Source organism: Pradoshia sp. Z6_59 (assembly GCF_058267515.1).
In genome coordinates this window covers 318,030-333,451 of sequence record NZ_JBZCPP010000002.1, presented here as the reverse complement: position 1 = coordinate 333,451, position 15,422 = coordinate 318,030, and the positions used below count along the sequence as shown (strand labels likewise).

The 15,422-nt window shown below is 36.5% G+C and carries 8 protein-coding genes; 2 read left to right on the top strand and 6 right to left on the bottom strand.

Annotated elements, in window-relative coordinates; genetic code table 11:
* Nucleotides 1–510 precede the first annotated feature (510 nt).
* Entirely contained in the window at nt 511–5,289 is a 4,779-nt protein-coding gene (locus AC4D4B_RS03800) for a S8 family peptidase (protein WP_490999206.1), read from the top strand.
* 193 nt (nt 5,290–5,482) lie between these two features.
* Here the strand turns inward: AC4D4B_RS03800 and AC4D4B_RS03795 are convergent, their stop codons facing one another.
* Nucleotides 5,483–6,862, bottom strand: coding sequence for a peptide MFS transporter (locus tag AC4D4B_RS03795; protein WP_077247996.1), 1,380 nt, complete (start codon nt 6,860–6,862; stop codon nt 5,483–5,485).
* A gap of 417 nt (nt 6,863–7,279) precedes the next feature.
* On the opposite strand from AC4D4B_RS03795, the gene arcA reads away from it, so the two are divergent.
* The gene (gene arcA, locus AC4D4B_RS03790; protein WP_490999205.1) at nt 7,280–8,512 is read left to right on the top strand and encodes an arginine deiminase; all 1,233 of its coding nucleotides are present in this window, start codon (nt 7,280–7,282) and stop codon (nt 8,510–8,512) included.
* A gap of 57 nt (nt 8,513–8,569) precedes the next feature.
* Here arcA and ald read toward each other — a convergent pair whose 3' ends face one another.
* The 5 genes from ald to ltaS form a co-directional block, all read right to left on the bottom strand.
* Nucleotides 8,570–9,709: an alanine dehydrogenase gene (gene ald, locus AC4D4B_RS03785; protein WP_490996942.1), complete on the bottom strand. Its 1,140-nt coding sequence runs from the start codon at nt 9,707–9,709 to the stop codon at nt 8,570–8,572.
* A gap of 149 nt (nt 9,710–9,858) precedes the next feature.
* Nucleotides 9,859–11,094, bottom strand: a complete 1,236-nt coding sequence (locus tag AC4D4B_RS03780; RefSeq protein WP_490996941.1) for a PucR family transcriptional regulator — start codon at nt 11,092–11,094, stop codon at nt 9,859–9,861.
* Nucleotides 11,095–11,243: 149 nt separating this feature from the next.
* Nucleotides 11,244–12,242, bottom strand: coding sequence for an inorganic phosphate transporter (locus AC4D4B_RS03775; RefSeq protein ID WP_490996940.1), 999 nt, complete (start codon nt 12,240–12,242; stop codon nt 11,244–11,246).
* Nucleotides 12,243–12,262: 20 nt separating this feature from the next.
* Entirely contained in the window at nt 12,263–12,883 is a 621-nt protein-coding gene (locus AC4D4B_RS03770; protein WP_066102736.1) for a DUF47 domain-containing protein, read from the bottom strand.
* A 438-nt stretch (nt 12,884–13,321) separates the two neighbouring features.
* Entirely contained in the window at nt 13,322–15,304 is a 1,983-nt protein-coding gene (gene ltaS / locus AC4D4B_RS03765; protein ID WP_490996939.1) for a lipoteichoic acid synthase, read from the bottom strand.
* Nucleotides 15,305–15,422 lie beyond the last annotated feature (118 nt).

Sequence of the window (15,422 nt, the reverse complement as noted above, 5' to 3'; positions counted from 1 at the left end):
TACCCAGCCAATTTTTGAAGTAATGAATAATTGATATACATATTAGATTGATTAGACCGAGTTATTAATAATACTTTTTTTCTATTCAAAAATTAAATGTGATAAATAAGTAGGAGAATAAGGATGATTGTCATTATCTGCTAGTACACAAACTATATGATATTGATAATCATTATCAATTGTCAATTCAAAGTTTAAAAATAGGACTTTATACATGTCATAAAAATATTTTCGACAAACGTCAATAAAAAATATATTAGAAAATTATCGAAATGAGAATCATTATCATTGACAATGATTCTCAGTATTGCTAATATTTAAACCGCAAATGACTGATATATGGTTATTTATGTATTGAGTGATGTACATGTCATCAGGTTGATTAGGAAAGTTAGGGAGTAAGACCGAAGAAGTAAAAGGAGGAAGATATCTAGTTTCAAGAGAAATTTTCTGAAAATACCCAAAATTTTGTGACTTAAGATCTATTTACACGAAAAGAGGAGTTTAAAGATGGGGAAAAAGTTATTCAAAGGATTAACAGCAGCTACAGTGGCGTTCACATTTGCTATGCCGCTTGGGACAGTTTCAGCTAAAACAGTGCAAAAGACCCAAGTTGAGGTGCCTGCTATCGGCACTGCCAACAATGGCCAATTGATAGAATCAGAGGGGAATACAGCAACGAATGTATCTTATGGTGGGAAAGCTAGTGAAGAACAAATAATCGTGAAATATAAAGATGAAAAAAGTTCTGCCAAATCCGTGGAGAAAGTTGAACAATTGGGTGGAGAAGTGGTAGAGACTACGGATGAAATGGCTCTTTATAAAGTGTCAGAAGAAAATGTTGAAACTTCGATCGAAAAGCTAGAAGAAATGGATAATGTGGAATTTGTTGAAAAAAACACAATTTATTCAATTGAGGGTACAGTTAATGATACATACTTTGACAGTCAGTGGAACTTAGAAGCAATCAATGCTCCAAAAGCTTGGGAAGCAGTAGAGAACACAGATAGAGATGACGTAGTAGTGGCTGTCTTGGATACAGGTGTCCAAAGCTCTCATGAAGACTTGGAAGGCCGTGTGTCGGAAGAAGCTGCCACTTTCGTTGATGGATATGAAGAAACATTCGCAGGGGACGATAATGGCCATGGAACCTTTGTTTCCGGAATTGTTGCAGCAAAGGCCAATAATGAGAAGGGGATTGCTGGGGCAGCAGGCAACAACAATGTTAAAATATTACCGGTTAAAGTCATGAGCAAATCAGGTATAGGTGATGCTTATAATATTGTGAGAGGGATCCAGTATGCAATAGAGAAAAAAGTAGACGTCATCAACTTAAGTTTTAGCGGAGAATATAGCGAATCGGTCGATAAAGCTATACAGCAAGCCCATGAAGCGGGAATTGTTGTTGTAGCTGCTTCAGGTAACGGAGGCGGAAATGCAGATGCTTCGTATCCTGCAGCATTACCGAACGTTATTTCAGTTGGTGCCATTGCGGCCAAAGATCAAGTGTATGCGGGTTCTAACTATGGTAGTACGCTGGATCTTGTGGCTCCTGGTGTAAGTGTTTTGAGTACATCGATTTCAGGGGATTTAGGCGATGAAAATGGTTATTACAAAACAGGTACCGGTACTTCTTATGCAGCACCGCATGTAGCAGCGGTAGCAGCACTATATAAATTGAAAAATCCAGAAGCGAATGTAACGGCAGTAGAAGAAGCATTATCAACGACAGCTGTTGATATGAATACGGATGGGTTTGATGAAAAAACTGGCTATGGAAAAGTCGATGCATTAGCTGCTTTATCTGATGATGTAACGATCTCTCCCTTATCCTTTACTTTGCCAAAAGCGAATGGAACTGTTATTGGTAAAACAGCTATTCAAGCAGAATTAAATAATGTCACAGAGGTTGTAACTACAAGGTTTTATATCGATACAACGGATGAAACCAACTTAATTGGCATAGGCGAGAGTAAAGCCTCCACTACTGTTTCTGTAGAATGGGATACAACGCAGGTTGCCGATGGTGTACATACAATCATCGCTGTTACGTACGATGCGAATGGAAATAAGATTACTCAAGCTGAGCGTTCTGTAAAGGTTCTTAACGAAGCGCAATCTGGTTATATGTTCAGTGTGAAAACACCGAATGATACTGTTGCGAAAGGTGCGGCCGTTCAGTTGTACGAAAAAGTGAAAGCGAAGGATGGCGAGTATTCTTATTCATTACTTTGGTCCGGTGCAACAGACTCTGAGGGAGTTGTTCGTGTACCTAGTCATGTCGGTACAGATTTAAAAAAACTTACAGTTGTCGTTCAAGGAAAATTTGATTCCGAAGAAGGCAATGCATGGTTCATGTATTCACGTGAAGTAAACAGCAGCGGCACAGTGGAATTGTCCAGTAATAAAACGCAAGCGGTATCATTGAAAACACTTGGCGCAAATGGTGAAAATGTTGAAGGTGCACAATACTTCATTAAGATGAAAGATGAAGAAGGGTTGGATATTACTGCCGATACGGCAATCAATGAAGAAAATGCAACAAAGTCCCCGGTTGTGTATTTGGATAAAGGAGCATACAGCCTTTACTCTTATTATAAACAAGAAGGAGACACATACTTTTTGACAAACTCTGATGCTTCTATCACGAGTAAAACATCGTCATTGGTCTTTGATAGTCGTGAATCGGGTGAAATCGCTATCGATAATTCAGACGGAAAGCTTGTTAACGCAGTGCTTTACCTGGATAACAAAGATGTGTCTGAAATTTTTGGTACATCTGAAGTATTAACAGGCCAAAGATTTTTCGTAACAGCTGATGAATACGATTATATTATCGATGCGGAAGTCAAGGATCCTAAAGGCGGTGATAATTGGATTTATGTTCTTGCGAATGATGACCAAACCGCTGTTGTTAAAAAAGGCAAAAAAACATCGATTAAAGCTGGTGGATCGCTTGAAATCAGTGAATTCCTTCCAGATCAAGAGTCATTAAAACGTTATTATGTCCAACGCGGATTGACATATATTGAGCGTACAAGCCCGTATACGGCTTATAAATTGGATGGTGCGATTTATACAAAGCAAGTATTCTCTGATGAATACGGAAACATGTTAGTTGGGATGTACCGTGGTTCGGTAGATCCGACAAACGCATTGTATAAGAAGAATGTTGAAACTGGTGAAACGGTCATTATGGATGAGGAAAATACCGTAGCTGCGATAAACTTTGGTGACATATATCCTGAATATCAGGTGAAGAGGGTTTCAGATGGCAAGATCATGCTGAATAGCAATGCGAAAAACCCTACGAATCCAGCTAACCGTAGTTATTATTTCTATTCATTCTGGGTACCAACCAGCTCAACAGTTACAAACGGAAAGTATCAGCTATCATTAGCATTGGATTCAAGCCCGCTTGCACAGGGTGGTTTGAAAAAGGCGATGACCATCGATTTGCAAGATTCTGGTGTCAATTTGACATTAAAAAATGATAAAGATCAAAATGTAGCAACATACGTGACAATCAATCGAGCGGAAAAAGACGAGCATGGCGAATATGAGTGGGTACACGCATTTGGGCGGAATTCAGATTCTTCCACGAAGGCATTGTCGATTCCATCAAATCTTGAATTGAGTGAAGAGGAAAATGGAAATGTTGCAATCATCCGGTATACAACATCGACTGGTGAGTTTGCGTATTTGTTCCGTCAATTTACTGACCTTGAAGAACTTTCTGAACCGATAACCATTCCTGATAATATGCAAAAAGTCTCAATCACAGCAATGGAGGGCAGTGAAAAACTAGATAATGTTTCTACGAAGCTTTGGATGATCAAAAAGCCTGTTGAAGTAAATGGGAAAACAATATATCCAACAGCAAACAACTTGCAAAATTACAAAAAAGATGCAGTTTACTTGGAGCCAGGTTCATTTGTCATTGAAGGCAACTATGTTACCCTGCCAAATGCTGATGGCAAAAAATCAAACTATTATTTCTTAGAAAACGATGTAGAAATCAAAGCTGACGATGAAAATCAAGTTATCTTCAATACGGAAGAATTAGCGGAAATTAAAATCGATGCAAATACTGAAGACTTCAAAGATGTTCGTGGAGCTATATTGTATCCATACAATCAATATAGCTCGGCATTTACAAAAACATTGCGAGTTGGCCATAAATTCTATGTGCCAGCTGATATGGAAATGGACTTGCAGGTACAGCTTGGTTATGGAGATCCAGAATCAACTGATTATATCTGGAATTACTTCTTATATAAAGGTACACAAACATTCAGCGCTGATGAAAAGGTAAACTGGAAGGTAGGCGGCCAATTCAAGGCTTCCATTGCTTTAAAGGATAACAAACTGAAGCAAGGTGAACCTTTATCTGCCGATACATCCATTCAAGATGAATATGGAAATACCATTAGTTCGGTAATTGTGAATAAGACGTCTGATTATAGCATCGCGGAAAATCAGGAGATTGTGTATGAACGTTTGGCGAATGGGCAAATCGTCGAAAAAGTGGGGACAACAGACAGTGGGAAATACCAGATAACTCATAGTGGTGTAACTGAAGCCAGTTCGGAAAGTGTAAAACCATTACTGCGTATATATAATAAAAAAGGTGAAATAGTAGTGGAACAATCCAATCTGGATTTCTATCAATCTGTTGAAGACTTACTATTATCATTGAATGCAGGCAGATATCGAGCTGAATTAGCGATGGCAGCAAGCCCCATGGGACCAATAACATCAAGTGAGAAGGAGGGATTATTTAAGGTTACAAAGAAAAAATATCCTCCAACCACTAAATCAAACGGGAACTGGTCAAGTGAAGATTTAACAGCCACTATGACTAAGAAGAAAAATGGTTTCTCGTTTACTTTTACAGAAGAGCAGTTGAATACAATCAAGGCATCGGATGTGGGAAAGGTAACATTAGTCACAAATACCGGTGTAAAGATTCAGGTTGATACAAGTGAGTTTAAAGAAAAATATGCAAATACTTTAACAATGAGTCTTTCATTGAAAAAAAACCGACTGATCTTTGGAGCTTCTACAAATGGTAAGAGCATTCACTTCTCGAACTATGTATTCATTAGTCTGCCTCAAGAAGAGCTTTCCGCTCCTCTTGAGAAAATAGTCATTTTACGTGAAGGACGAAAAGGAATTGAAGTGGTTCCTCACATTGTGAACGATGAAGGCATCGTGCTAAAAGTAAAACAGGGTGGACAATTCAAAATAAGCACAAACAAAAAACCTTTTCATAATAAACGTTCATAAAGAGTATATTGAAGGAAGCGATTGATCTTAGGTCAGTTTTAACATTTTTGTTTGAAATAAAAGGCTGAATTTCATGTAAAGAGAAGTTTCTTTAAAAAAGAGATGGAGAGTATAGGTTTGATATAATAAAAAAGACTGACGTTATGGCAGATGAAAAATCTCGTGCCTTGCGTCAGTCTTTTTTATAAGTTCATTATTTTATTTCCATCATTGCAACAAGTTTCTTGGATAGTGCTAAAAGAATTAGACCGAAGAAAATTGCTACACCGCCGATAAGGGCGAATACTTCAAAATATCCAAGTGATTGTGTTACAGCAGCTAATTGTCCAGCAATAATGTTAGCGACACCAGAAGAAGCTAACCATACACCCATTAGCAAGGACGCTAATTTAACTGGAGCAATTCTACTTACAAGGGAAAGTCCTACTGGAGATAAGAACAATTCACCCATTGTATGAAGGAAGTATGTTACCACGATGAACATGATACTTGCTTTTTGTTGAATGCTTGCAGCATCATTACCTGTTTTGAAAATTGCAAATAACAATACGATATAACCTAAACCTAGCGTAATCATACCCATTGCCATTTTAGTTGGAACTGGGATGTCACCACGTTTGGAACTTGCAAGTTTAACCCATAATGCAGATACAATTGGTGCCAAGAGTACGATGAATAATGGGTTAAGTGATTGGAACCAGGATACTGGCACTGTCCAACCGAATACTTCACGATCTACAAAGTCTTTTGTATATAGAGTTAACGAACTTCCAGCTTGTTCAAAACCAGCCCAGAAGAAAACAACAAAGCAAGTAATGATAATGATTACCCATGTACGTTGTTTCTCACTGCGTGTTAATGGAGCATTGGATTTTTCTTTAGATTCTTTTGTTGCAGAAACTGCTGGGCGTTTACCAGCATCACCTAAATATTTGTTAGCCAATAAGTTAAATAGTAATTGACCAATGATCATACCAATTGCTGAAATTAAGAAACCATATTTGTAGCCATAGGTCATAACACCGTCAATTGTCTTAGTAAATAAGTCTTCCGAAACAAAACCGATAACTAATGGAGCAAAGAAAGCACCAACATTTATACCCATATAGAAAATTGTATAACCTGCGTCACGGCGAGATTCATTGCCTTCATATAATTGGCCAAGTAATGTGGAAATATTTGGTTTGAAGAAACCATTACCAGCGATTAATAGAGCTAAGCCAATGTATAAGAATGTTTGGCTTTGATGGGCGAACAACGCGATATTACCTAAAGCCATCAAGACCCCACCAATCGTGATGGACAGACGGTGACCTAAATAGCGGTCTGCTAACCATCCACCGACAAGCGGCGTGAAGTAAACAGCACCAGTGTAGAATCCATAGATACTGAGAGCTGTTTTATTATCAATCCCTAATCCGCCACTGACTAATTCAGTAGTTAAATAGAGGATTAAAATGGCACGCATGCCGTAATAACTAAATCTTTCCCACATTTCTGTTAGGAATAAAAGATATAATCCAGGAGGATGCTTTTTCTTGCCAAGCTCCTGAGCTTGAGTGTTAACTGACATCTTTATTTCCTCTCCTTATTTCATTTCGCATAAACATTATTTTAAAAAAATTTTAACTAAATAACAATAGTTTTTTTAACGCTTTAGCGAAGTAAAAAGATTCATAAATATTCAATAATTATTAATTTTTAAATAATGTTTTTACACATAGTAAGCTGAAGATATGAATATGAGAATAACTTTTTTGTATATAAATACATTGGTTTGTAAATCTATATTAACATAAATAACTATACTAAAAAAGTGTTTAATCGGATTCAGGAAAATAAAACTATTGGAAATAAATTTACAAATAAAGTATTATTAGGGAAATGGGTGTGTGATATAAATAATTTGGTGTAATAGGATTACGTTTTCCTATAAAAGGGGAAATATCTAGATAAAATATAATATGGTATTTCAAAGGGGATTGGTGGAGTGTTTAAAACAGAAAACAAATTACATATTTCATCTGAAATAGGCCAACTTAAAAAAGTACTATTACATAGGCCGGGTAAAGAAATTGAGCATGTAATTCCTTCAAATATGGAGAGATTGCTATTTGATGATATTCCCTTCCTTCCCAGGATGCAATTGGAGCATGATCAATTTGCAACTGAGCTGGAAAAACGAAATGTTGAGGTCATCTATTTGGAAAGTTTAGTTAAAGAGTCATTTACTTCTCCAGAAATCAAGTTGCAGTTAATAGATACTTTTTTACGCGAAAGTAAACATCATCTTGTTGGAAGCTATGAAATGGTTAAAGAATACCTTGAATCCTTAACAGATACAGAGTTAGTCAGAAAATTAATGGAGGGTGTATTAAAAAAAGAACTGGATGATCGTAAAAAAGTTCATCTGGATGATTTTCTATCAACCTATTATCCTTTTTATATTGATCCCCTTCCAAATCTGTACTTTACAAGAGACCCTGCAGCAATCATAGGGGATGGAATGACCATTCATAAAATGTCTACAGCGGCCAGGAAAAGGGAATCTCTATTTTGGGAATTTATTATGAAACATCATCCTGATTATCAAAGTCATGATTATAAACACTGGTCCGATCGTTCCGAGCCTTTTGCAATTGAAGGAGGGGACATTCTAGTATTAAGTGATGAGGTTGTGGCCATTGGTGTAAGTGAGCGCACATCAGCACGGGCAATTGAAAGGATGGCCTTTAATCTGCTTAGTAATTCTATGACCTATAAAAAAGTACTAGCTGTTGAGATTCCAAAAAAGCGTGCATTTATGCATTTAGATACAGTGTTTACTATGGTTGATTATGATAAGTTCACTATTCATCCGGAAATTGAAGGGACAAATGGGCAGATGAATATCTTCATTTTGGAGCTGGTAAATGAGTCTGGTATCCAAATATCAAGAAGATATAATTTAGTAGATACCTTGAAGGAAGTATTGAACTTATCGGAACTGGCCTTAATTCCATGTGGTGGGGGAGATGATATCGTTTCACCGAGAGAACAATGGAATGATGGATCCAATACACTGGCAATAGCGCCGGGAGTTGTAATTACGTATGATCGCAATCAAGTAACAAATAAGCTACTTCAAGATTTTGGAGTGGAAGTTATCGAAATCCCAAGTTCAGAGCTGTCACGTGGCAGGGGAGGTCCTCGTTGTATGAGTATGCCCCTTATACGAACCTAACAAAAAAACAGATGTAACGGTTAAAACCGTTACATCTGTTTTTTATTATCCAGTTTCTTAGTTGAGGCTTTCTTCGGCTGTCAGATTCATAGCATCTTTAATCGCCTTATAAGTGTATCCAAGATCTGTGGCTACCGCTTCATAGGTAACATAACCGTTAAGCGTGTTAACCCCCTTAGCTAAGCCAGCATTATCCGTAATAGCTTGGATTGCTCCTTTATTTGCAATCTCAAGGGCATATGGAATAGTTACATTTGTTAAAGCTATCGTAGAGGTTCTTGGTACTGCACCTGGTATATTGGCTACGGCATAATGAATCACGCCATGTTTTGTATATGTTGGACAATCATGTGTGGTAATATGGTCGACTGTTTCAAAAATGCCACCTTGATCGATTGCCACGTCTATAATCACTGAACCAGGAGTCATAGCTTGTACCATTGAATCTGTCACAAGCTTTGGCGCCTTAGCACCTGGTATAAGAACAGCACCAATTACCAAATCAGATTCAGCAACAGCATCAGCAATATTAAATGGATTAGAGATAATGGTAGTCACTTGGTTGCCGAAAATATCATCAAGCTCCCTTAAACGATCAGGGCTTAAATCGATAATGGTAACTTCTGCTCCTAAGCCGATGGCAATTTTGGCAGCATTCGTACCAACTACACCACCGCCAATAATGGTTACTTTTCCTCTTTTAACCCCTGGAACACCGCCTAATAAGATTCCTTTGCCGCCCTCTGGCTTTTCTAAATATTGCGCACCGAGCTGAACAGCCATCCTGCCGGCTACCTCACTCATTGGAGTTAATAAAGGCAATGATTTTCCAGATGAAACTGTTTCATAAGCGATGGAAAAAACCTCAGAATCAACTAATGCTTTTGTTAATTCTGGACAAGCAGCTAAGTGAAGGTAAGTGAATAAAATCAAACCAGGACGAAAATAAGTGTATTCCTCAGGTAGTGGTTCTTTAACTTTCATAATCATGTCTGCTTTTGTCCAAACCTCTGCTGCAGTTGCGTATATAATAGCGCCTGCAGATTCATAATCTGAATCTGTAAAGCCACTGCCCATTCCAGCTGAGGATTCAATCATGACTTTATGTCCGGCAGATACCAAAGTCAAAACGCCTGCTGGAGTTATGGCAACACGATTTTCGTTGTTTTTAATTTCTTTTGGGATTCCTATCAGCATGTTTTATCCTCCAGTCTTATCTAATGTACAATTATTATAATCCGTATTTTATCTGAATAGTATGTTAAAAACAGAAAATTTAAAAATAACGTTTTGTGATAATTCACAAAACGTTCAAATAATTTTTGGTTATGAACTTATATATATGATTAATATTTAGCTAATTTCATTTCAATTAAGAGATGAGAGGTTATTTTATGATCCTTTAAATCATATTGGCTGATCTCTGTTATTCTTTTTAAACGGTAAGAAAGAGTATTAGGGTGTATATGCAGAGTGTTGGCAGTAAAAGCAGGATTAGAATTATTTGTTAAATAGATTTCTAACGTTTCATATAGCTGTGTTTGATGTTGTTCATCATATTTTTTTAGGATATTCAGACCGGTAGGGAGTTGTTTTTGTTGGCTGCTTCGTTTTTCACTGATTATATGGAGGTATTGATAAAGACCAAGTTCATCGTACCATTGAACATTAGTTAATTCAGCTGTATATCTTTTTTTTAAACTAATAACCTCAAGAGCTTCTAAATAGCTCTTACTGGTATCAATATAGTCAGAATATACATTTCCGCAGCCTTCCGAACAAATGGTAACGTTAAAACGTTCCTTCATATCAGCCTTAAAGGATCGAATAAAGAATGATATCAAATCCTTAGATTGATTCTTACTGGTATTCAGTAAAAGAATAAGTTTATTTTGATCTATCGTATGAAAGATAATAGATACTTTTTGTGTTGTACTGATTAAATAGACGATTTGTTTATCCAAGTCAATATCAATAGAGGATGTGAACTCAAATACAAGAATCGTATAATGTTTCGATAATGTAAATGGGAATTTAACCGAATCTGCGAGTATTTCCTTTTCAGTAGGATAATGTCCGGTTAAAAGTTTCCAAAAGAATTCCTGATAGTTGTCTTCCTGACTTTTTAAGCGCGACTGAAGAAGTAAGAGCTGATTTTTTGCTTCCTTTGCTGCAAATGCCAGTATGGATAGTTTTTCATCCGTGATGGCAGTATCCGATTCAAGAGCCCAAATAAACCCCAGAATCTCATCATTTTTTCGTATTGAAACAGCAATTCTTTTACCAAGTCCCACATCATCAAGGGGGTCAACAATAATAGGCTTATCATTTTGAAGTAGGAAGGGAATTATTCCTTTTTTCCACAGAGCATTAATTACTTTTTCAGGTACACGTCTGCCCATAATGGTTAGAATACGGGCTTGATCGGTAACATTGGTATGAGCACTATATGCCAGCAATCGATGATTGGCATCCTCGATGGTGATTGGATAGTTGATTAAAGAACTGATTCGATCAGCAAATTCATGCAGGCTACCATATAATCCTTTAAAAAAATCCTTGGAATAGTACTGATTCTCCATTGAAAGACTCCTTACCGAAAATGGTTGTTGCTTCCATTATACAAGAAATATCCATATGATATGATGATTCAATACAAAACAAAAAAGAGATTAGAGGGGATTACGAACGTAATACTCTCCAATCTCTTTCTATATTAATAAATTTTTATTTAAAAAAAGAAATTTAAACTAAGATAAATCAAACCAGCTAATGCTGCCGAAATAGGCATCGTAATAACCCAGGTTATGACCATTTTCTTGGCTGTACTCCATTTAACACCTTTTACACGGTGGGAAGCACCTACACCCATAATAGATGATGAAATAACATGAGTGGTACTTACAGGAAGATGAATAAAGGTAGCTCCAAAGATAATAGCTGCAGAGGTTATGTCAGCTGCTACACCGTTAACAGGACGAATCTTCATAATGTTTCCGCCGACTGTTTTAATAATCCTCCAACCGCCTACAGATGTTCCAAGCCCCATTGCGGCAGCACAGGATATCTGTACCCATAAAGGAATGTCAGTAGATGATGTAAAGCCATTTGCGATTAAAGCAAGGGTGATAATCCCCATTGCCTTTTGGGCATCATTTGTTCCGTGAGAATATGCCTGCAAAGCAGCAGTACCAATTTGAATGAAACGGAAATTCTTATTGGTCTTTGTTAAATTGTTATTTTTAAAAATTACTTTAAAGATACTGTAAACAATATAACCAGCAACAAAGGCAATAACTGGTGAGAATAATAAAGCAAAGATAATTTTTAGGAATCCGTCGAAGTGAATCGCACCAAATCCTGCTGCTGCAATTGCAGCCCCTGCAATAGAACCGATAATGGCATGTGATGAACTACTCGGAATACCGTAATACCAAGTGATTAAATTCCAGGCAATCGCTGAGATTAAAGCTGCCATAATAACAATTGAACCATTTTCCAGTGTAAACGGGTCAACAATATCCTTTGTGATTGTTTTTGCCACACCAGTAAAAGTCATGGCTCCGACAAAGTTCATAATGGCTGCCATTAAAATGGCATGTCTAGGTTTTAATGCTTTTGTTGACACAGCTGTTGCGATTGCATTGGCTGTGTCATGAAACCCATTGATGAAATCAAAGGATAAGGCCAATATTACAATCAATACTGTAATTAAAAGTAATGTATCCATAATTGTTTAAGAACCTTTCATCAAGCGTTTTTCATAACGATTGTTTCTAATGTATTCGCCACAGACTGACAATAATCCGCAATTTCTTCAAGGTTCTCGTAGATTTCTTTATACTGAATAATACGGATTGGGTCTTTTTCCACAAGGAAAAGATGTTTAACAGATTGACGATGCAGAGTATCACAATCAGATTCATGTTCTTTTATTTTAATTGCAATAGGACGAATGTCATTTAATTTTTTAGTCATTAGTAATTCTACAGCGCGGTCAATTTCATGAGCGGCATTGCGAATTTCATCGACAAATTTCAACATATATTCATTTGCATTGACAATAGAGTACATTTCAAAGAGCGCAGAACAATGCTCAAGACCATCGAGAACATCATCCATTGTCATGGCAAGCATCAATATATCTTCACGCTCAATCGGTGTGATAAAAGCATTATTAAGCTCTTTGATCACTTCATGTACATAATCATCTCCAGTTGTTTCATATTGCTTCATTGTGTCGGAGAAGATTTTTAAATCGCTGATATTTTTTAATTTATAATCTGCGAAGTAATCAGAGCTTTCTTTTAAATTCGACGAAATATTTAAAAGCATAACCGCAAATTTATCTTTCTTTGATTTGAATACCATAGTGACCTCCACTTTCGGAAAATAATAATAATAATTAAGATTAACAATGCAAAATTAATTCTAAACCTTTTATTTAGACATGAAAAGAAAAAACCTTTCTTTAGAGGTAATATTTACATAAAAGCGTATACAACTTATTTAATATTTACGTTATATTTACAGAGCTGTAATATTTAGAAATAATATTTACAAAAAAATAACCAACAGAATCTCTTTTCAGATCTGAATTGTTTTCCGTACTAACACTAACTCATTGTTAGGGGAAAAGGGAGTTTATTAACAATTTAGTTGGAATAAAAGATAAGTTTTAGACTTTAAGGGGATATGACAGTATGGTACCCTATTTAGGGACATTTAAGCTTTCCAGATATGTGAACCGAAAAAGGATTTAAGATAAGAAGAAAGCCCCCACTTCCTTAGGAAGTGGGGGCTTTCGGATTACTCTTCGCTCTTCGTTGATGGAATGTCACCATCAGCAGCATTTATATTATAGTTGTATTTTGATGGTTCTACAGGTTTGAAACCTTCTGGTGTATAGAATCTGAGTAAATCTCCGTAAATAATTTTATCGGACATAGCGAGCATGGTTGACGCGTATTCGCCCATTTGAGCATACTCTTCAGTTTCTTCAATAAGTGTTCCAGTGGAATCATAGTACTTGCCATCAATATATTTTACATTCGGGCTCATAAAGTTTCCATTTCTGAAAGGTACTATCTCAGTATGGTCTTCTGATAGTAAATCAGTTCCAAGTTGAATGTAATTCTTTGAATCAACACCTAGTAAGTGTAAGAGTGTAGGAAGTAAATCTATCTGCCCACCATACTGGTGTTTGACGCCGCCTTCCATACCTGGTACACGAATGATTAAAGGTACTTCTTGAAGTTCGGCTGAATCAAATTTTGTAATTTCCTCTTTATTGAGTACTTGTGCCATCGCTTCATTATGGTTATCAGATATACCATAGTGATCGCCATAGAAAACAAGGACAGAACGGTCATAAAGACCTGTTTCTTTTAAATAATTCATGAATTCTTCCACTGATTCATCCAAATAACGAGCTGTTTGGAAATAACGGTCTACAGATCCATCACCTGTAGTTGCTGCTTCAATAGTAGCATCCTCTTCAGAAATAGGATAAGGGAAGTGATGAGATACTGTTATGAACTTTGTATAGAACGGTTCTGGTAAGGATTCAAGTAAAGGCTGAGATTGCTCAAAGAACGGTTTGTCTTTTAAACCATAGTTTAAGACATCTTCATCCTTCATGTCATAATAGCTGGCGTCAAAGAAGTTTTGAACACCCCAATGTTTATAAACCTCATCGCGGTTCCAGAATGATTTGTAGTTACCATGGAACACAGCAGAGGAGTACCCTTTTTCTTGTTCAAGGATAGCAGCAGCTGACTGATACGTATTATTACCATTTGTAGTCATTGCTGAACCTTGAGATAGTCCGAATAAGGAGTTTTCTAGCAGCATCTCTGAGTCAGATGTTTTTCCTTGCCCTGTTTGGTGATAAAAATTATCAAAGTAAAGTGTATTCTTATCTTTTGTAAGCGAGTTGATAAAAGGTGTTACTTCTTCTCCATGCAACTTGTAATCAATCAGGAAGTTTTGGAAGGATTCTAAATGAATATAGATCACATTCATTCCTTCAGCCGCTCCAAAGTACTTCTTATTAGGTTCTGCATAGTTTGCCTGTACAAAGTTTTGAACCTCTGTTAGGTCACTGGAATCAGCTGACGCTTTTTGGGCATTCACCTTCATCGTTTTTAATCCATCATAGATTGTGTAATTGTAGGTTCCCAGATATTTGACCAAGTAGTTACGGTCGAATGTTCTAGTTAATAACTGAGGACGGTCAATCTCAGCTAATACAACATTTAATACAAGCATTCCCACACCAAATACGAAAACTGCACCCGTTTTACGGAATTTTAAACGGCCTTCACTTGGCTGAAATTTTTTATAAACGATGAACAAAATAAGAATGATCGTATCTAGGAAATACAGTGGATCATAAATGCGTAGTAGCTCCATAACACTTCCGAGCAATCCACCGCCGTCGCCTACATTGAGATTTTCTGTCTGCTTTAATGTTTGCCATGTAATAAAGTCGTTAAAGAATCGATAATAAACGATATTGGCATACTGTACAAAGGATAGAATAATGTTTATAAAAACTAGCCATTTAAATGCACGTTTGCCTTTTGCTAATAAAGCAAGACTGAAGAAAATAACGGCTGAACTGATTGGATTAATGAAAAGTAAAAATTCTTGCATCGCATTCGTGATACCAAGATCAAATTCAACTATATAACTTGTATAGATTTTAATCCAAAAGAGAACAACAGCGACTATAAGGAAACCAACAGGTCCACTTAAACTCTTCTTCGCTTTGCTCGTAAATGCACTCATTGTTTCACCTCGATATTTGATTTTAGATTTATTAGTAGTTTCAAATTTTTATGATTATTTTTTGTCTGACTCAAAAAGAGATAACAATATTGAATTATAAACTGAATCTGGAAAAAGT

Coding starts and splice junctions, on each gene's coding strand:
- AC4D4B_RS03800 (WP_490999206.1), top strand. CDS start 511: ATGGGGAAAAAGTTATTCAAAGGATTAACAGCAGCTACAGTGGCGTTC.
- AC4D4B_RS03795 (WP_077247996.1), bottom strand. CDS start 6,862: ATGTCAGTTAACACTCAAGCTCAGGAGCTTGGCAAGAAAAAGCATCCT.
- ald (WP_490996942.1), bottom strand. CDS start 9,709: ATGCTGATAGGAATCCCAAAAGAAATTAAAAACAACGAAAATCGTGTT.
- AC4D4B_RS03780 (WP_490996941.1), bottom strand. CDS start 11,094: ATGGAGAATCAGTACTATTCCAAGGATTTTTTTAAAGGATTATATGGT.
- AC4D4B_RS03775 (WP_490996940.1), bottom strand. CDS start 12,242: ATGGATACATTACTTTTAATTACAGTATTGATTGTAATATTGGCCTTA.
- AC4D4B_RS03770 (WP_066102736.1), bottom strand. CDS start 12,883: ATGGTATTCAAATCAAAGAAAGATAAATTTGCGGTTATGCTTTTAAAT.
- ltaS (WP_490996939.1), bottom strand. CDS start 15,304: ATGAGTGCATTTACGAGCAAAGCGAAGAAGAGTTTAAGTGGACCTGTT.